General features: G+C 68.8%; 17 protein-coding genes. 6 read left to right on the top strand and 11 right to left on the bottom strand.

Annotated features, from left to right (window positions below):
- The first annotated feature begins 1 nt into the window (after nt 1).
- Nucleotides 2-733, top strand: coding sequence for a carbonic anhydrase (locus V5F74_RS02630; RefSeq protein WP_394006122.1), 732 nt, complete (start codon nt 2-4; stop codon nt 731-733).
- Nucleotides 734-809: 76 nt separating this feature from the next.
- Here V5F74_RS02630 and V5F74_RS02625 read toward each other — a convergent pair whose 3' ends face one another.
- Nucleotides 810-1,283, bottom strand: coding sequence for a CreA family protein (locus tag V5F74_RS02625; protein WP_197023073.1), 474 nt, complete (start codon nt 1,281-1,283; stop codon nt 810-812).
- A gap of 297 nt (nt 1,284-1,580) precedes the next feature.
- On the opposite strand from V5F74_RS02625, the gene V5F74_RS02620 reads away from it, so the two are divergent.
- Together V5F74_RS02620 and V5F74_RS02615 are read left to right on the top strand one after the other, a co-directional pair.
- Nucleotides 1,581-2,669, top strand: coding sequence for a TRAP transporter substrate-binding protein (locus V5F74_RS02620; RefSeq protein WP_374252775.1), 1,089 nt, complete (start codon nt 1,581-1,583; stop codon nt 2,667-2,669).
- Nucleotides 2,670-2,835: 166 nt separating this feature from the next.
- A complete protein-coding gene (locus V5F74_RS02615) occupies nt 2,836-4,008 on the top strand; it encodes a DUF2865 domain-containing protein (RefSeq protein ID WP_394006120.1) in 1,173 nt (390 codons plus the stop codon).
- A gap of 197 nt (nt 4,009-4,205) precedes the next feature.
- On the opposite strand, the gene serB is transcribed toward V5F74_RS02615, so the two are convergent.
- The gene (gene serB, locus V5F74_RS02610; protein ID WP_029558031.1) at nt 4,206-5,105 is read right to left on the bottom strand and encodes a phosphoserine phosphatase SerB; all 900 of its coding nucleotides are present in this window, start codon (nt 5,103-5,105) and stop codon (nt 4,206-4,208) included.
- Here serB and miaA point away from each other — a divergent pair.
- Complete coding sequence (miaA, locus tag V5F74_RS02605; protein WP_394006118.1) at nt 5,104-6,051, top strand: tRNA (adenosine(37)-N6)-dimethylallyltransferase MiaA; 948 nt, start codon at nt 5,104-5,106, stop codon at nt 6,049-6,051. The two genes, serB and miaA, sit on opposite strands and share 2 nt — an antisense overlap.
- Nucleotides 6,052-6,055: 4 nt before the next feature.
- Here the strand turns inward: miaA and V5F74_RS02600 are convergent, their stop codons facing one another.
- Nucleotides 6,056-6,625: a TetR/AcrR family transcriptional regulator gene (locus tag V5F74_RS02600; RefSeq protein ID WP_394007456.1), complete on the bottom strand. Its 570-nt coding sequence runs from the start codon at nt 6,623-6,625 to the stop codon at nt 6,056-6,058.
- A gap of 239 nt (nt 6,626-6,864) precedes the next feature.
- Between V5F74_RS02600 and V5F74_RS02595 the strand changes: the two genes are divergently transcribed.
- Together V5F74_RS02595 and V5F74_RS02590 are read left to right on the top strand one after the other, a co-directional pair.
- Entirely contained in the window at nt 6,865-8,058 is a 1,194-nt protein-coding gene (locus V5F74_RS02595) for an acyl-CoA dehydrogenase (RefSeq protein ID WP_250166593.1), read from the top strand.
- Nucleotides 8,059-8,235: 177 nt separating this feature from the next.
- Complete coding sequence (locus tag V5F74_RS02590; RefSeq protein ID WP_394006115.1) at nt 8,236-9,423, top strand: CaiB/BaiF CoA transferase family protein; 1,188 nt, start codon at nt 8,236-8,238, stop codon at nt 9,421-9,423.
- A gap of 131 nt (nt 9,424-9,554) precedes the next feature.
- Here V5F74_RS02590 and V5F74_RS02585 read toward each other — a convergent pair whose 3' ends face one another.
- The 8 genes from V5F74_RS02585 to purU all read right to left on the bottom strand — a co-directional run bounded on the left by V5F74_RS02585 (nt 9,555) and on the right by purU (nt 17,029).
- Nucleotides 9,555-10,625: a CobW family GTP-binding protein gene (locus tag V5F74_RS02585; RefSeq protein ID WP_394006113.1), complete on the bottom strand. Its 1,071-nt coding sequence runs from the start codon at nt 10,623-10,625 to the stop codon at nt 9,555-9,557.
- A 62-nt stretch (nt 10,626-10,687) separates the two neighbouring features.
- Entirely contained in the window at nt 10,688-11,665 is a 978-nt protein-coding gene (locus tag V5F74_RS02580; RefSeq protein WP_394006111.1) for a metal ABC transporter solute-binding protein, Zn/Mn family, read from the bottom strand.
- 11 nt (nt 11,666-11,676) lie between these two features.
- Nucleotides 11,677-12,549 carry a metal ABC transporter permease gene (locus V5F74_RS02575; RefSeq protein WP_029558038.1) on the bottom strand — a complete coding sequence of 291 codons (873 nt, stop codon included), beginning with the start codon at nt 12,547-12,549 and terminating at the stop codon, nt 11,677-11,679.
- Between the two features lie 201 nt (nt 12,550-12,750).
- Nucleotides 12,751-13,491: a zinc ABC transporter ATP-binding protein AztA gene (gene aztA, locus V5F74_RS02570; RefSeq protein ID WP_250166589.1), complete on the bottom strand. Its 741-nt coding sequence runs from the start codon at nt 13,489-13,491 to the stop codon at nt 12,751-12,753.
- Nucleotides 13,488-13,775 carry a hypothetical protein gene (locus V5F74_RS02565; RefSeq protein ID WP_051679168.1) on the bottom strand — a complete coding sequence of 96 codons (288 nt, stop codon included), beginning with the start codon at nt 13,773-13,775 and terminating at the stop codon, nt 13,488-13,490. Before V5F74_RS02565 ends, aztA begins: the two co-directional genes overlap by 4 nt.
- 117 nt (nt 13,776-13,892) lie before the next feature.
- Entirely contained in the window at nt 13,893-15,677 is a 1,785-nt protein-coding gene (atzF, locus tag V5F74_RS02560) for an allophanate hydrolase (RefSeq protein WP_394006107.1), read from the bottom strand.
- 191 nt (nt 15,678-15,868) lie between these two features.
- Nucleotides 15,869-16,087: a hypothetical protein gene (locus V5F74_RS02555; RefSeq protein ID WP_250166586.1), complete on the bottom strand. Its 219-nt coding sequence runs from the start codon at nt 16,085-16,087 to the stop codon at nt 15,869-15,871.
- Between the two features lie 72 nt (nt 16,088-16,159).
- Complete coding sequence (gene purU, locus V5F74_RS02550) at nt 16,160-17,029, bottom strand: formyltetrahydrofolate deformylase (protein WP_024279543.1); 870 nt, start codon at nt 17,027-17,029, stop codon at nt 16,160-16,162.
- Nucleotides 17,030-17,041 lie beyond the last annotated feature (12 nt).

Below are 17,041 nucleotides of genomic sequence, written 5' to 3'. Positions count from 1 at the left end.
CATGTGCGAGACGTGTTCATCACCGTCCATCGGACGCCGACGCCTGCTTGCCGGCGGACTGGCGGGTGGACTGGCCCTTGCGGCCGCGCCGCTGTTCGCCGCCTCCGCCTTCGCCCAGTCGAGCGGTGGCTATGGCACGGCCACGCCGGTCACTCCGGATGAAGCCATGAAGCGCCTGGTGGACGGCAATGCCCGCTACGTGGCCGGCACGCCCCAGCAGGCGGACTATTCCGCCGGCCGCCTGCAGCGCACGACGGGACAGCAGCCGTTCGCGGCCATCGTCGCCTGCTCGGATTCGCGGGTGGTCCCGGAACTGGTGTTCGACCAGGGGCCGGGCGAACTGTTCATCGTGCGGGTGGCCGGCAACTTCATCGATGAAAACGGGCTGGCGAGCCTGGAATTCGCCACCGCGGTGCTCGGCGTGAAGCTCATCGTCGTGCTCGGCCATGCCTCGTGCGGCGCGATTCAGGCGACCATCACGTCCATCAAGGACAACACCCTGCCGCCCGGCCACCTGCCGAGCCTCGTCAACGCCATCCGCCCGGCGGTTTATGAGGCCATGCGGAGCAACCCGTCCGATCTCCTCGCCGCCGCCAGCGACATGAACGTGAAGATGAACGCCAAGCTGGCCCAGACCGCGGCACCGATCCTGTCGGAGCGGGCCGCCGCCGGCAGGTTGAAGTCGGCCGCCGCCATGTACGACATCGGCACCGGCAAGGTGAACTTCCTCTGACCTGCCTCTGACGCATGCGCCGCGCGCCCGGGGCGGAGGTGATCTCCCGCCTGTGCGCGCGGCGTTTCTCTTCCCGTTACTTCAGGAAGTCCCCGCACTTCGGCACGTCGGTGTTGCCGCCCCACGGCATGATCGGGACGGTGGAGGTGGAGTTCTTCGGGCTGCCGTCGATCAACTTGTCGGAATAGACGAGATAGACAAGCACGTTCCTTTTGGTGTCGCAGCCGCGCACGATCTGCATCTTCTTGAAGAAGAAGGAGCGGCTCTCGCGGAACACCACGTCGCCCTGCTCGAACTTCGACTTGAACGAGATCGGCCCCACCTGCCGGCAGGCCAGCGAGATGTCGGAGACTTCCTCCGCGAGGCCCACCATGCCCTTCACGCCGCCCTTCTCGGGGGTGGTGTAGTGGCAGGCGACGCCCTCCACCACCGGATCGTCGATGCCGTAGACGGCAAGCTTGTCGTCGGGGGTCAGGAACTTCCAGACCGTGGACTTGCGGAAGATGAGGTTCGGCTCCTGCGCCAGCGCCGGCCCGCCCGCGAGCGCCATGACACCCAGCGTGACGCCCAGCGCGCCCGCGAGCGCGAGGCGGCCGAGGCGGCGGGTGAGGGTGGGACGGATGGTCGAGACAGCGTGCGTCATGGAACTCCCCGGTAAGCTGCCACAGGCGGGCCCCCGACATATGGGATGCCCCGACCGCAGCGGAAGAGCGGCGCAATATCACTCCTCCGGCGATTGCCGACATTGACGGCCGCCGCGCCGCGTGACACCCCTTTCGCCCCATCGCACGGTTTTCGCCCCAACCTAGAGAGCCGATCAACCGGCCCGAGGAGCACATCCATGGAGATCAAGCGCCGCCATTTCATTGGCGCGTCCGCCACCGCGCTCGCCACCGGCGCGGTCGCCGCCCCCGCCCTCGCGCAGACCCAGCCCGAGGTGAAGTGGCGCCTCACCTCCTCCTTCCCGCGCTCCCTCGACACCATCTTCGGCACGGCGCAGATCTTCGCCAAGTACGTGGCCGAGGCCACCGACGGCCGCTTCCAGATCCAGACCTTCCCGGCCGGCGAGCTGGTGCCGGGCCTGCAGGCGCTCGATGCGGTCTCCACCGGCTCGGTGGAGTGCGCCCAGACCGCGACCTATTTCTATACCGGCAAGGACACCGCGCTGGCCTTCGGCACCGGCGTGCCGTTCGGCTTCAACTCGCGCCAGCAGCACTCCTGGTGGTTCTTCGGCGGGGGCGAGCAGATCATCAACGGCGTGCTCGCCAAGTACAATGTCACCGGCATGCCGCTCGGCAATTCCGGCTGCCAGATGGGCGGCTTCTTCCGCAAGGAGCTGAACGACGTCGCCGACCTCAAGGGCCTGAAGTTCCGCATCGGCGGCATCGGCGGGCAGGTGCTGGCGAAGCTCGGCGTGGTGCCGCAGCAGATCGCCCCCAGCGACGTCTATCCGGCGCTGGAGCGCGGCTCCATCGACGCGGCGGAGTTCGTCGGCCCCTATGACGACGAGAAGCTCGGCCTCGTGAAGGTGGCCAAGTATTACTACTATCCCGGCTGGTGGGAGGGCGGCGCCATGCTGCACCTCGTCATCAACAATGCCCAGTGGAACGCGCTGCCGAAGCACTACCAGGCCATCGTCCGCAATGCCGCCGAGGCCGCCAACAACTGGATGCTGGCCAAGTACGATTCGGTGAACCCCCCGGCGCTGCGCCGGCTGGTGCAGCAGGGCGTGGAGCTGAAGCCGTTCCCGGCGTCCATCATGGAGGCGGGCTACAAGGCGTCCTTCGAGCTGTACAACGAGCTGGCCGCCACCAACCCGGCGTTCAAGCAGGCGCTGGATTCCATGCTCGCCATCCGCGCCGATCAATTGGTGTGGTGGCAGATCGCGGAATATGCCTACGACAGCTACAACATCCGCTCGCGCGGCCGCGGCTGAGCGCGCCGGAACGCAACCGGGCTGGCCCCTCACCTTCCGGAGAGGGGCCACAGTTTCGTCACCATTGTCCCCCGCTGTCGGTCTATAGAGGGGCGCCGGATCGGCACGGCGCCAGTGGAGAGAAGAGCTGAGGATGGAGTCCGCGCGAGGGATCGGCGCCATTCGGATGGCCCGGATTGCAGCCCGTGGAACGGCTGCGCGAGGTGCTGCGCGCCGTCTGGCGCTGGGCCTCATGGTCGCCCTCACCACCGCGGGCACCGCGCTGGCGCAGGCCGGCAGCCCCACCTGCCAGCAGCTCGAAGGTTCGCTGATGGCCCTCGACCGCAGCGCCGGTGGCGTCGCCAACCAGCAGGCGCAGGCCGCCAAGCTCCGTGGCGATCTCGACCGTCTGTCCGCCCAGGCGCGCGGCATGGGCTGCGATGCGCCGCGCGGCTTTCTCATCTTCCAGGGGCCGCCCCGTCCGCCCCAGTGCGACCAGATCGACGATCAGGTCTCGCGCCTGAGGTCGCAGATCGCAGGGCTTGAGCGCGGTGGCACCGACAATGGCGGCCAGCGCCGGGCGCTCATCATCGCCCTTGCCCAGAACAATTGCGGCCCGCAATACACCGCCGCCGTGCAGGCCGCCCGCCGCGCCGCCGAGCCGGCGAAGCCGAAGAACTTCTTCGAGGCCATTTTCGGCACCCAGCAGCCCCAGAGCGAGGAAACCTCGCCCGACCTTGACCTGATGCCGCTGGAGACGCCGAAGACCTATTCCTCGCGCACCGTGTGCGTCAGGACCTGCGACGGCTACTTCTTCCCCATGGCGAGCGCCACCAACTCCAGCCGCTACGCGCAGGACGAACAGCTCTGCAAGCGGCTGTGCCCGGGCTCGGATGCGCAGCTCTTCACCTATAGCGGCGACATCAAGTCCGCGGTGAGCATCTCCGGCCAGTCCTACATGTCGCTGCCCAACGCCCTGCGCTACCGCAAGGAACTGGTGCCCTCCTGCACCTGCAAGCCGGCCGGCCAGTCCTGGGCGCAGGCCCTCGCCGGGCTTGAGGACGAGACCACCCTGCGCAAGGGCGACATCCTCGTGACCGAGGAGCAGGCGCGCGAAATGTCCGCGCCGCGCCCCGCCGATCAACCCAAGGGCAAGGCCGGCGCCAAGCCGCCGGCGGGCAGCACCGCCGCGGCCGAAGCCGCCGCCGGTGGTCCGGTGGCCGCCACCGTCGCCGCCCCTCTCGCCCCGGAATCCGAACAGCCGGGGCAGCGCAAGGTGCGCGTCATTCCCCTGCCGCGCTCCCAGAACGCCTTGAGTCAGCAGGGCACCGCCGCAGCAGGGCAGGGGACGGCGCAGTAAGGCGCGCGGGAGTCTGACCCGCCTTCAGCCCGCGTCATCGCCCGGCTTGTCCGGAAGTCGGCTGTTGCCGACTTCCGTTGATGAGAGCGGGACCCGGCAACAGCCGGGTTCCGGGCGATCCACCCCTCCGCCTGCGCGCTGACCGGCCATCCGACCCGGCCGACCCGTGGATCGCCCGGACGCGCCGGGCGATGCCCTTAGGCGGTGCGGAACTCGCTGCTTCTGTAGCCCTGCATGTAGAGCAGCGCGGTGAGGTCGCCGTGGTCGATGCGGGCATGGGCCGCCGCTGCCACCGCCGGCTTGGCGTGATAGGCGACGCCGAGGCCCGCCTCTCCCAGCATGGCGAGATCGTTGGCGCCGTCGCCCACCGCCATGGTCTCGGACGGGGCGAGGTGCAGCCGGTCGCGCAATTCCACCAGCGTCGCGAGCTTGGCGTCGCGGCCGAGGATGGGCTCGGCGACCGCACCCAGCAGCGTGCCGTCTTCCACCAGCAGCTCGTTGGCGCGGTTCTCGTCGAAGCCGATGCGCGCGGCGATCTCCTGCGTGAACAAGGTGAAGCCGCCGGAGACGAGGGCGGCATAGGCGCCGTTGGCCTTCATGGTGCCCACCAGCTCCGGCCCGCCGGGGGTCAGTGTGATGCGCTCACGCAGCACGTCGCCCACCACGCCCGCGGACAGGCCGCGCAGCAGCGCCACGCGCTCGCGCAGGGCCGGCTCGAAGGCGATTTCGCCCCGCATGGCACGCTCGGTGATGGCGGAGACATGCGCCTTCAGGCCCACGAGGTCAGCCAGCTCGTCGATGCACTCCTGCCCGATCATGGTCGAATCCATGTCGGCGAGGAACAGGCGCTTGCGCCGGCCGGTCTCCAGCTGCACCACCACATCGATGGGCGCGCCATTCAGCGCGCCGCGCACCGCATCCGCCAGCGCGCCCGCATCGGCGGCAAGTTCCGGGACGAAGTGGATATCCACCGCCACGCCTTCGTCCAGCACCACCGGATCCTGCGCCTGCGGCAGCACGGAAAGGGCGGCATGGATTGCCTCGTAGGTCAAAGCCGGGGCAGATGGGTTTGAAATCAGCGTCGCGACATAGGCCATGGCATTTTCAAAGCTCGAAGGGGGAAAACCGTTGGCGGTGCTCATCGCAGGTCCGACCGCCAGCGGCAAGTCGGCGCTCGCGCTTGCCGTGGCCGAGCGGACGGGCGGCATCGTCCTCAATGCAGATTCCATGCAAGTCTATGGCGATCTTTGGGTGCTCACGGCGCGGCCGACCGTCGCGGAAATGGCGCAGGTGCCCCACGGCCTCTACGGCCATGTGGATGCGGACACGGACTATTCCGTCGGCCGCTGGCTGGAGGATGCGAAACGCGCCCTCGCCGAGGCGGAGGCGGCGGGGCGCCTTCCGGTGTTCGTGGGCGGCACGGGGCTCTATTTCCGCGCATTGACGCAGGGGCTTGCCGAAATTCCCGCCATTCCCGAAGCGGTGCGCGCCGAGGTGCGCGGCGCGGCCGAGGCGCTGGACAGCGCCGCCCTCCACGCCCGCCTCGCCACGGTCGATCCCGCAAGTGCCGAACGGCTGAAGGTGAACGACCGCCAGCGGGTGCTGCGCGCGCTGGAGGTGATCCACGCCACCGGCCGCTCGCTCACCGACTGGCAGAAGGACGCCCAGCCGCCGGTGCTCGATGCGGCGGCCTGCGCGAAGATCGTGCTGGAGGTGGACCGGGAGACACTGCGCCAGCGCATCGATGCGCGCTTCGAGGCCATGATGGCCGCCGGGGCGCTGGAGGAGGTGCGTGCGCTCGCCGCGCGCAACCTCGCCCCCGACCGCACGGTGCTGAAGGCCCACGGCGCGCCGGCCCTCACGCGCTATCTCAAGGGGGAGATGTCCCTCGCCGAGGCCATCGCCGAGGGCCAGGGCGACACCCGCCGCTATGCCAAAAGGCAGGCCACCTTCTTCCGCCACCAGATGCCCGACTGGCCAAAGGCAACGCCCGACGAAGGGCTCGATGTGCTGATGAAGAGCATGGAGGGGGGAGGGGGGTGACGCCTCAGGCCACCAGCCCGCGCACCAGCAGATCGTGATATTCCAGCGCGACCTCTTCGGCGGATTTGCCGCCGCCGGGCTTGAACCAGCGCACCATCCAGCTCAGCAGCGAGAGCACCGCGCGCCCGGTCATGGCCGCGCCCACCTCGCGAAACGAACCGTCCGTCACGCCATCGGCGATGATCCGGCGCAGGAGGCCCTCATGGGCGTCGCGCAAGGCGAGGGCATCGCCCTTCAGCCCGGTATTGGCCATGCCGGAGAAGCCCACCAGCATGGTGACGAAGCAATCGTAATTGTCGGCGAGGAAGCGGGCGTGGGCGACCATGAACTGCTTCAGCTGCTCGGCCGGCGGGTCCTCCCGCTTCACCGCCGCGGCTGACGCGTCGTTGAGGCCGGTGAGGGTGAAGATGATGATGGCGTCGTAGATCTCCTGCTTGGAGGAGAAATAGTTGTAGATGGCGCCCTTGGAATAATTGAGCGACCGCGCCACCTCGCTGAGCGAGGAATCCACATAGCCCTTCTGCGCGAACATTTGCGCAGCCTGCCGCAGGATTTCCGCGCGCGGGTCGGTCATCATCGGCGGGCGGCCAAGGCGCGCGCCGTCGCCGTCCGCCGCGACGCGCAGGGCCGCCGATTTCGGCGGACGGCCGCGCCGCCGGGCGGGGGCCGGGCGGGCCGGCGCATCCTGTTCGTGGTCGCCTCGATCGTGCAGCGTCGTGCTCCTTGACGATTGGCTTTTATTTATATACCGACTGGTAGGAATGTAAATGCCTGCCGCCATCCGGCGGTGATTTCTAGCGCGGGAGACGCACCATGGCCGCATCCGGTAAGCCGATCTTCGACTGGGCCGACCCCTTCGATCTCAACAGCCAGCTCACCGAGGACGAGCGCCTGGTGCGCGACACCGCCCGCGACTATGCGCAGGAAAAGCTGCTGCCGCGCGTGACCTCCGCCTATCTCGACGAGCGCTTCGACCGCGAGATCATGAACGAGATGGGCGAACTCGGCCTGCTCGGCCCCACCATCCCGGCGGAATACGGCGGCGCCGGACTCGGCTATGTCGCCTACGGCCTCGCCGCGCGCGAGGTGGAGCGGGTGGATTCGGGCTACCGCTCGGCCATGAGCGTGCAGTCCTCCCTCGTCATGCACCCCATCTACGCCTACGGCACGGAAGAGCAGCGCAAGAAGTACCTGCCGAAGCTCGCCACCGGCGAGTGGGTCGGCTGCTTCGGCCTCACCGAGCCGGACGCGGGCTCCGATCCCGCCGGCATGCGCACCCGCGCCGAGAAGATTGACGGCGGCTACCGCCTCAACGGCGCGAAGATGTGGATCACCAATTCGCCCATCTCCGACCTCGCGGTGGTGTGGGCGAAGTCCGCGGCGCACGACAACGCCATCAAGGGCTTCGTCGTGGAGCGCGGCATGAAGGGCTTCTCCACCCCCAAGATCGAGGGCAAGCTCTCGCTGCGCGCCTCCATCACCGGCGAGGTGGTGCTGGAAGACGTGGAGATCCCGGAAGAGAACCTCCTGCCCAACGCCGCCGGCCTGCCCGGCCCCTTCGGCTGCCTCAACCGCGCCCGCTACGGCATCGGCTGGGGCGCCATGGGCGCGGCGGAGGCCTGCTACGCGGCCGCCCGCCAGTACACTTTGGACCGCAAGCAGTTCGGCAAGCCGCTCGCCGCCACCCAACTGGTGCAGAAGAAGCTGGCCGACATGGCGACCGAGATCGCGCTGGGCCTCCAGCTCGCGCTGCGCGCGGGGCGGATGTTCGATGACGGCACGCTGCCCATCGAGGCCATCTCCTTCCTCAAGCGCAACAATTGCGGCAAGGCGCTGGACATCGCGCGGGTCGCCCGCGACATGCATGGCGGCAACGGCATCTCCGCCGAATTCCACGTCATCCGCCACGCGGCGAACCTCGAGACGGTGAACACCTACGAGGGCACGCACGACATCCATGCGCTGATCCTCGGCCGGGCGATCACGGGGATCCAGGCGTTCTTCTGAGCACCGGTGCGGCGTTCCCGCATCACCGCCGTCATGCCCGGCCTTGTGCCGGGCATCCACGTCGGGCCGATGGGACGACGGCCGCACATGTGGTCCCGGCCGTACCACGTGGATGGCCGGGACAAGCCCGGCCATGACAAACTGCCTTGAGTGCGCCCCTCCCCAACGAGTCCTCCCATGTCCTCCCCTGCCTCCGCTCCCCTCGCCGGCCTTCGCGTCCTTGAACTCGCCCGCATCCTCGCGGGGCCCTGGTGCGGGCAGTTGCTCGCCGATCTTGGGGCGGAGGTCATCAAGGTGGAGCGGCCGGGGGGCGGGGACGATACCCGCACCTGGGGTCCGCCCTTCCTGAAGGGGGCGGACGGGGCGGACCTCGGCGCCGCCTATTTCCACTCCACCAATCGCGGCAAGCGCTCGGTGGCGGTGGATTTCGAGACGGAAGAGGGCCAGAAGATCATTCGCGATCTCGCCCGGCAGAGCGATGTGCTCATCGAGAACTTCAAGGTCGGCGGCCTGAAGAAGTACGGGCTCGATTATGAGAGCCTGAAGAAAGAGAATCCGCGCCTTGTCTATTGCTCCGTCACCGGCTTCGGGCAGGACGGCCCCTATGCGCCGCGCGCGGGCTATGACTTCCTGGTGCAGGGCATGGGCGGCATCATGGACCTCACCGGCGCGCCGGATGGGGAGCCGCAGAAGGTGGGCGTCGCCTTCGCCGACATCTTCACCGGCCTTTATGCCACCGTGGGCATCCTCGCGGCGCTGCGGCGGCGGGACGAGACCGGAACGGGCGGCCATGTGGACATGGCGCTCTTGGACACGCAGGTGGGCGTGCTGGCCAACCAGGCCATGAACTACCTCACCTCCGGCAAGGCGCCGAAGCGCATGGGCAATGCCCATCCCAACATCGTGCCCTATCAGGTCTTCCCCTGCGCGGACGGCTATTTCATCGCCGCCATCGGCAATGACGGGCAGTTCGCCCGCTTCTGCGCCGTGCTCGGCGCGCCGGAGCTGGCGCAGGCGGCCGACTACGCCACCAATCCCGCCCGCGTCGCCAACCGCGCGGTGCTGGTGCCGAAGCTCACCGCGCTGACCATGGCGTTCGCCCGCGACGATCTCCTCGCCGCACTGGAGGCGAAGGGTGTTCCGGCCGGGCCGATCAATACGGTGTCGCAGGTGTTCGAGGATCCGCAGGTCAAGGCGCGCGGCCTGCGCGTGGACCTTGCCGAGGCGGGCGGCGGCACCATTCCCGCCGTGGCGAGCCCCATCGTGCTCGACGGCGTGCGGCAGGTGGCGAAAAGCGCCAGCCCGCGATTGGGTGCGGATACGGAACAGGTGCTCGCGGCGCTGAAGGCGCTGGCGGGGAAGTAGGCAAGGCTGCTCGGCATCCTCACCTCTCCCTCACCCAGAGGGGAGGGGGACAGCTGCACCGCTGTCATCGCCCGGACAAGCCGGGCGATGACGTCTTGTGAAACGGGGTCAGCGCCCCGATCAGACGGCCCTCACGCCACGCAGGTGAGGAAGCCCTCTTCGAGCAGGTCGCGCTTCAGCTGGCGGCCGATGAAGACGATGCGGCTGAGGCGCTTCTCGTCGTCCTTCCACGGGCGCTGGTGGTCCCCGTCGAGGATCATGTGGACGCCCTGGAACACGAAGCGGTCGGGATCGTCCTTGAACGACAGGATGCCCTTGGACCGCAGGATGTTCGGCCCCTCCACCTGCACGATGTTCTGCACCCAGGGGAAGAACTTGTCCGGGTCCAGCGGCTTGTCGGTGGAGAAGGAGACCGACTGGATCTCCTCGTCATGCACCGCCTTCAGCCCGTGGTGATGGTGGTCATGATCGTGGTCGTGATGATCGTGGCCGCAGTCCGGGCCGCACGCCTCGCCATGGGCGTGGTGGTGATGGTGGTGCTCGTCCTCCTCGAGGAAGGCGGGCTCCAGCTCCAGCACGCGCTCGAGATCGAAGGCGCCCTGGTTCAGCACCTTGGCGATGTCGATCTCGGACTTCTGGGTGCGGTAGAGCTTGGCGTAGGGGTTGATACCGCGGATGCGGGCTTCCACCGCGTCCAGCTCGGGGCCGGTCACGAGATCGGTCTTGTTGAGCAGGATCACGTCGGCGAAGGCCACCTGATTCTTCGCCTCGGGGGCGTCCTTCAGGCGGTCGGAGAGCCACTTGGCGTCGGCCACCGTGACCACCGCGTCGAGCTTGGTCTTGGCCTGCACTTCCTCGTCCACGAAGAAGGTCTGGGCCACGGGGGCGGGGTCCGCCAGCCCGGTGGTCTCGACGATGATGCCGTCGAAGCCGCCCTTGCGGCGCAGCAGGCCGTCGATGATGCGGATGAGGTCGCCGCGCACGGTGCAGCAGATGCACCCGTTGTTCATCTCGAACACTTCCTCGTCGGCGCCCACCACGAGGTCGTTGTCGATGCCGATCTCGCCGAACTCGTTGACGATGACGGCGAATTTCTTGCCGTGGGGCTGCGACAGGATGCGGTTGAGCAGCGTGGTCTTGCCGGCACCCAGATAGCCGGTCAGCACGGTGACGGGGATCTTCTCGGCCTGCGTTTCAGCCATGGCTTCACCTTGGTACTGCGGCGGCCGCGCGAGGCGGCCGCCGGAAGGAAACGGGCGTCCCCTCAGCTCGACAGAGCGGACGAGAGTTCGCGCACGTTGGAGTGCATCATGTCGATGTAGGTGCTCGCGGGGCCTTTGTCATCGGACAGCGCGTCGGAATAGAGCGTTCCGCCCACCTTGGCGCCGCTTTCCTTGGCGATGCGCTGGATGAGGCGCGGGTCGGTGACGTTCTCGACGAACACGGCCGGGATCTTCTGCGCCTTGATCTGGCGGATGATGCGGCCGACGTCCTTGGCCGAGGCCTCGCTCTCGGTGGAGACACCCTCGGGGGCGACCAGCACCAGGCCGTAGGCCTCGCCGAAATAGCCGAAGGCATCGTGGGAGGTGATGATGCGGCGCTGCTCGGCCGGGATCTTGGCCATGGCGGACTTCACTTCCGTCTCCAGCGCATCCAGCTTGGCGGTGTAGGCCGCGGCATTGGCGGTATAGACGTCGCGGCCGTCCGGATCGGCGGCGATCAGGCCGTCGCGCACGTTGGCCACATAGACCTTGGCGTTGGCGATGGACTGCCAGGCGTGCGGGTCGATGCCGCCGTGGTCATGGCCGCCTTCCTTGGCGTGGTCGTGCTTGTCCTTGCCCTTGGCCTTCGGCTTCTCGTCGTCGTCATGATCGACGAAGCCGGTGCGGGGCGTGATGCCCTTGGTGGCGACGACGATGGGCGCCTTGGTGCCGGACGCCTTGATGAGGCGGTCCATCCAGCCTTCGAAGCCGAGCCCGTTCACGAACACCACCTTGGCCGCGGCCACCGCCTTCGCGTCGGCGGGGGTGGGCTGGTAGACGTGGGCATCGCCGTTGGGGCCGACGATGGTGGTGACGGCCACGCGGTCGCCGCCCACCTGCTTCACGAAATCGCCGAGGATGGAGAAGGAGGCCACCACGGGCATCTTCTGGGCCGGGGCCTGCGCGAGCGCCGGCCCGGCCATGGGCAGGCCAAGGCCGGCGACCATGCCGGCGGCGAGGAGGAGACGTCTGGAGATCATGAAAGTCCTCTTCAGGCTTCAAGGTGACGGCGAGGGACGAGGCGGCCGGCGAGACCGCCGATCGGCCCGAAAAAGACGGCACCGGCATAGGCGAGACCGGCGACCAGGATGATGGACGGGCCGGACGGCGTGCCGAGGTTGTAGGAGACGAGCAGACCCGCGACGCCCGAGCCGAAGGCGATCAGCGTGGAGGTGGTGACCAGCGCCGTGAGGTCGCGCACGAAGAAGCGCGCGGTGGCGGCCGGCAGCATCATCAGCCCCACCGAGAGAAGCGTGCCGAGGGCGTGGAAGCCGCCCACGAGGTTCAGCACCACCAGCGACAGGAAGGCGATGTGGCTGACGCCGCCGCTGCGGCTCACCGAGGCGAGGAAGGTCGGGTCCACGCATTCCAGCACCAGCGGCCGCCATACCACCGCGAGGGTGAGCAGCGTGATGGTGGTGATGCCGGCGATGAGCACCAGCGTCGCGTCGTCGATGCCCAGCACCGTGCCGAACAGCACGTGCAGCAGGTCCACGTTGGAGCCGCGCAGCGAGACGATGAGCACGCCCAGCGCCAGCGAGATGAGATAGAAGGCGGCCAGCGAGGCGTCCTCCTTCATCCCCGTCGCCCGCGCCACCACGCCCGCGCCCACCGCCACCAGAAGGCCGGCCGCGAGGCCGCCGGCGGTCATGGCGTAGAGGTTGAGGCCGGCGAACAGGAAGCCGATGGCCGCGCCGGGCAGGATGGCATGGGCCATGGCATCGCCCGTCAGCGACATGCGCCGCAGCATCAGGAACGCGCCCACCGGCCCCGCGCCGAGCGACAGCGCGAACACGCCGGCCAGCGCCCGCCGCATGAACTCGAACTCCACGAAGGGAGAAATGAAGGTGTCATAGAGGCTCATCGAACCATCCCGGGCCGCGTGCCGCGCTCAGGGCGGCCGGCCGGATCTGTCATCGTCCTGCCCTTGCGCTTGGCCGGGGAGCCGATCCGGTGGGTTGGAGGAACCGGACCGGCCTTGGACGGAGCCCGTGGTCCCCGGCCAAGCGCAAAAGCAGCGATGTGCGTCCAAAAGACCGGCGCATGCCGGTCGGTGAAAGTCGGATCAGGCCGCGTCGGAGCAGGGGACGGCGTCGTCCCTCCATGACTCGCCCATGCGGCGGGCCTTGAGCAGGTTCTCGGGGTCGAGCGCTTCCGCGGTGGGGCCCCATGCAACAGGCGTGCGGGCGAGGAGAAGCGTCTGCGGGAAGGTCGCGCGCACCAGGTCGAAATCGTGCAGCACCGCGATGACGGTGCGCTGCTCGCCGTGCCAGCGGCGGACCAGTTCCACGAGGTCCGACACCGTCTTGGCATCGAGGGCGGTGAACGGCTCGTCGAGCAGGATCACGCGGGCATCCTGCAGCAGCAGGCGGGCGAACAGGGTGCGCTGCATCTGCCCGCCGGAGAGCGTGCCGATGGGCCGGTTCTCGAACCCTTCGAGGCCGACGGCGGCGATGGCGTGCTCGATCTTCTCCCGATCGGCCCGGCCGATGCCGCCGAACAGGCCGGCGCGCCGCCACAGGCCCATGGACACCATGTCGTAGACATGGATGGGAAAGCTGCGGTCGATCTCGGCGCCCTGCGGCAGGTAGGCGATCTCGCGCGGGTCGAGGCCGTGACGGTCGATGGTGCCGCCGAGCGGCTTCAGGGCACCGCCGATGGCCTTGAGGAGCGTGGACTTGCCGGCGCCGTTGGCGCCGCAGATGGCGAGCAGCGCGCCCTTCTCCACATCGCCGGAGAGGTGGTGGACGGCCGGGTGGCGCTCATAGCCGAGGGTGAGGTTGCGGAACGAAATCTGCGCGGTCATGCGCCGCCTCCCGTCACCAGCAGGACGGCGCTCCACAGCACGAGGAGGAGCACCGACACCAGCGCGAGCCGCCCCGCTAGGGACATGCGCAGCACCGACGCGCCGATGCGCACGGGCGGCCTGCGGCCTGCCGGAGAAGCGGCATGGGTGTGATGGCCGTGCCCATGATCGCCCTGGTCGTGTCCCCCCGCGGCTCCGGCGCCGACGGGCGCGGCGCGGTCCTGCCGGCCGGTCGCCTCGCGGGCCGGCGGCGTCGCTGCGGAAGGGGAAAGGGACAGGGACATGGGGGCCGGCGCGCTGGTTTCGATGGCCAGTTGATACAGTGTATCGCTCGACCTTGTCCAGCCCGCCGACACCCCACCGCACGCTTTTGTGCGGTTCCCCTCAGTCAGTCGGAGCGCCTATTCGGCGGCTGCGGCAAAGGCGCGGAAGCTGCCGAACCGGGTGATGTCCCGCGCCCCGTCGAGGGCCGCCGCCTCGGCCAGGAAGCCGGTGACGCGGCTGCCGTCGTCCAGCTCCACCTGCCCGAGGCCCAGCGGCGCCGGGATGGTTGCGAGCAGGCGGCCGACGCCCTCGAAGGGCAGGGACCACACCTCCCCCTCCACCGCCGCGCCCTCCGCAGTCACGCGCACCACGCCCGGGCGGGGCACGGCGCCGGGGAGGAGCTTCATGCGATAGGACGGCACTGTCTTGGCGGCGCGCACGAAGCGCGCGCCCATGGCCTTCAGGTCGCCATTGAGCGGCATGCCGGAGAGGTGGGCGCCGAACACGCACACATCGAGCCGCCCCGGCTCGCTGGCGGGCGCCAGCGGGGGCAGGGCCGGCGCGGGCGCATGGCCGCAGCCCAGCGGCAGATTGCCCGCCGCCACATAGGCCCGGCCCAGCGCCGCCATCTCCGCATCCTTCCCGGCGGGGGCGAGGAGGGTGATGCCATAGGGCACGCCGGCGGCGGTGATCTTGGTCGGCACCGCGATGCCGCACAGATCCATCAGGTTCACGAAATTGGTGTAGGTGCCATTGCGCGAATTCAGGCGGATGGGGTCCGCCAGCACCTCCTCCACCGTGTAGGCGGAGGGCGCGGTGGGCAGCAGCAGCGCGTCGATGCCGGCGAGGATGGGGGCGACGCGGGCGCGCAGCTCCTTGAGCTTGTACATGGCGCGGAAGGCATCCGCCGCGCTCGCCTTGCCGCCCGGCTCGGTGATGGCCCGTGTCACCGGATGCACCGCATCGGGATCGGTGGTCAGAAGGTGCTCGGCGGCGATCCAGCGCTCCGCCACCCACGGCCCTTCATAGAGCAGGCGCGCGGTCTCGGCGAAGGCGGAGAAATCGATCTCCTTCAGCACCGCGCCCAGCGATGCGAAGCGCGCCAGCGCCTCCTCATAGGCGGCCGCCGACTCGGCATCGCCGAAGAACTCCCGCTGCGCCTCGGGCAGGATGCCCAGCACCGGCGCGGGCGGGGGAGCGGTGAGCGGGCCGACGGGCAGGTCGCGGGAATAGGCGTCCTCAGCGTCGAAGCCGGAGATGACGTTCAGCACCGCCATGGCGTCGTCCACGGTAAGGGCGAAGATGGAGATGCAGTCCAGCGTCTTGCAGGCCGGCACGAGGCCGGTGTTGGGCACGAGGCCGAGGGAGGGCTTCAGGCCTACGATGTTGTTCAGCATGGCCGGCACGCGGCCCGATCCCGCCGTGTCGGTACCCAGCGACACCGGCACGATGCCCGCGCCCACCGCCACCGCAGAGCCGGAGGAGGAGCCGCCCGGCACCAGCTCCGGGTTCACCGAGTTGCGGGGGATGCCATAGGGCGAGCGCACGCCCACAAGGCCGGTGGCGAACTGGTCGAGATTGGTCTTGCCGATGATGAGCGCGCCCGCCGCCCTGAGCCGCGCCACGACGGTGGCGTCGCGCGCCGGCACATAGGCGAAGGCCGGGCAGGCGGCGGTGGTGGGCAGGCCGGCGACGTCAATATTGTCCTTCACCGCCACTGGGACGCCGTAGAGCGGCAGCGCCGTATTGCCGGCGGCCTCCAGCGTGGCCGCCTCGGCCAGCACATCGGCTTCGTCACGTAGGGTGATGAACATGGCCGGGTCGTCATGCACCGCAAGCCGGGCATAGACGCCGCGCACCGTATCCGAGACGGAGCGGAGGCCGGACCTGTGGGCTTCGAGGAGGCTGGCGACGGTCTGCATGGTCTACCCTGATGACGGCGCTCCACGCGCCTGATGGCAGGGGTCTAGCAGGAAGCGCGCCACTTGTATGCAATTTCCGATAAATTCATAAATATCAGATGCTTGATGCAAACGAACTGCGCCCCGCAGCGGCTGGATTTGCCACTGCGGGGCGCGGGATGTGCACCTTATGCCGAAAAAATGGGCAGGCGTTACTGGCTCGTCCGGTTCTGCTCCGCCGGCGAAAGGGTCCGGCCGGGAGGCGCGTCGGGCGCGGTGGTCATGGGCGGGGGATTTCCGCGCGGCACGGTGATGTTCTCCGGCGCGGTCTCGCTCGGTTCGGGCGTGCCCCGGTTGGAGAACATGTTCGCCGCGACCAGCGCGAGGACCAGCACGAATGCCGCGGCGACGAGCATGCCCTGGCGTTGCATGGGGCTCTCTCCTTTTGGTGGATATCGCCCCCTCAACGCCCCGGCCCCGGTGCCGGGTTCCCCTTTTTGAGGTCAGTCCCGGAACACCACGGTGCGGGAACCGTTCAGCAGCACCCGGTCCTGCAGGTGCCAGGAGATGGCCCGCGCCAGCACCCGGCGCTCGATGTCGCGCCCCTTGCGCACGAGATCCTCGGGCGAATCCTGGTGGGAGATGCGCTCCACGTCCTGCTCGATGATCGGGCCTTCATCGAGGTCCGAGGTCACGTAGTGGGCGGTGGCGCCGATGAGCTTCACGCCGCGCGCATGGGCCTGATGATAGGGCTTGGCGCCCTTGAAGCCGGGCAGGAACGAGTGGTGGATGTTGATGCACTTGCCCGAGAGCTTGGCGGAGAGCCCATCCGACAGCACCTGCATGTAGCGCGCGAGCACGGCAAGCTCGGAGCCGGAGGACTGGAAGATCTCCCAGACCTGCGTTTCCTGCTCCAGCTTCGTGGCCTTCGTCACCGGCAGGTGGTGGAAGGGGATGCCGTCGAAATCGAGGTGGGCGTAGGTCTCGCGGGGGTGGTTGGAGACGATGCCGGAGATTTCCATGGGGATCTCGCCGATGCGCCAGCGATAGAGCAGGTCGGCGAGGCAGTGGTCGAACTTGGAGGCGAGCAGCAGCACCTTCCGCTTTTCCGACACGGGGCGGAGCGTGAAGCTCAGCGAGAAGGTCTGCGCCACCGCCGCGAAGCCGGAGCGGATTTCGGCGAGGCTCGCCTCGCCCTCGACCACGTTGAACACCACGCGCATGAAGAAGCGGCGGGTCTCGGTGTCGTCGAACTGCTGCGCCTCCAGGATGTTGCAGCCCTTCTCGAACAGGAAGGTCGAGACGCCGGCGACGATGCCGGGCCGGTTGGGGCAGGAGAAGGCGAGGATGATCGGCTCGTTGGGGCTGGTCATGATGCGTCCTTT

The sequence above is a fragment of the Xanthobacter aminoxidans genome, from assembly GCF_043193615.1.
Classification (GTDB): domain Bacteria; phylum Pseudomonadota; class Alphaproteobacteria; order Rhizobiales; family Xanthobacteraceae; genus Xanthobacter; species Xanthobacter aminoxidans.
Note: the sequence above shows the minus strand (reverse complement) of the source record. Positions and strands in the feature narration are given on the sequence as shown.

What these genes read in the sequence shown, in the direction of transcription:
- V5F74_RS02630 (WP_394006122.1), top strand. Translation starts at nt 2, where the DNA reads ATGTGCGAGACGTGTTCATCACCGTCCATCGGACGCCGACGCCTGCTT.
- V5F74_RS02625 (WP_197023073.1), bottom strand. Translation starts at nt 1,283, where the DNA reads ATGGCGCTCGCGGGCGGGCCGGCGCTGGCGCAGGAGCCGAACCTCATC.
- V5F74_RS02615 (WP_394006120.1), top strand. Translation starts at nt 2,836, where the DNA reads ATGGCCCGGATTGCAGCCCGTGGAACGGCTGCGCGAGGTGCTGCGCGC.
- miaA (WP_394006118.1), top strand. Translation starts at nt 5,104, where the DNA reads ATGGCATTTTCAAAGCTCGAAGGGGGAAAACCGTTGGCGGTGCTCATC.
- serB (WP_029558031.1), bottom strand. Translation starts at nt 5,105, where the DNA reads ATGGCCTATGTCGCGACGCTGATTTCAAACCCATCTGCCCCGGCTTTG.
- V5F74_RS02600 (WP_394007456.1), bottom strand. Translation starts at nt 6,625, where the DNA reads ATGACCGACCCGCGCGCGGAAATCCTGCGGCAGGCTGCGCAAATGTTC.
- V5F74_RS02595 (WP_250166593.1), top strand. Translation starts at nt 6,865, where the DNA reads ATGGCCGCATCCGGTAAGCCGATCTTCGACTGGGCCGACCCCTTCGAT.
- V5F74_RS02590 (WP_394006115.1), top strand. Translation starts at nt 8,236, where the DNA reads ATGTCCTCCCCTGCCTCCGCTCCCCTCGCCGGCCTTCGCGTCCTTGAA.
- V5F74_RS02585 (WP_394006113.1), bottom strand. Translation starts at nt 10,625, where the DNA reads ATGGCTGAAACGCAGGCCGAGAAGATCCCCGTCACCGTGCTGACCGGC.
- V5F74_RS02580 (WP_394006111.1), bottom strand. Translation starts at nt 11,665, where the DNA reads ATGATCTCCAGACGTCTCCTCCTCGCCGCCGGCATGGTCGCCGGCCTT.
- V5F74_RS02575 (WP_029558038.1), bottom strand. Translation starts at nt 12,549, where the DNA reads ATGAGCCTCTATGACACCTTCATTTCTCCCTTCGTGGAGTTCGAGTTC.
- aztA (WP_250166589.1), bottom strand. Translation starts at nt 13,491, where the DNA reads ATGACCGCGCAGATTTCGTTCCGCAACCTCACCCTCGGCTATGAGCGC.
- V5F74_RS02565 (WP_051679168.1), bottom strand. Translation starts at nt 13,775, where the DNA reads ATGTCCCTGTCCCTTTCCCCTTCCGCAGCGACGCCGCCGGCCCGCGAG.
- atzF (WP_394006107.1), bottom strand. Translation starts at nt 15,677, where the DNA reads ATGCAGACCGTCGCCAGCCTCCTCGAAGCCCACAGGTCCGGCCTCCGC.
- V5F74_RS02555 (WP_250166586.1), bottom strand. Translation starts at nt 16,087, where the DNA reads ATGCAACGCCAGGGCATGCTCGTCGCCGCGGCATTCGTGCTGGTCCTC.
- purU (WP_024279543.1), bottom strand. Translation starts at nt 17,029, where the DNA reads ATGACCAGCCCCAACGAGCCGATCATCCTCGCCTTCTCCTGCCCCAAC.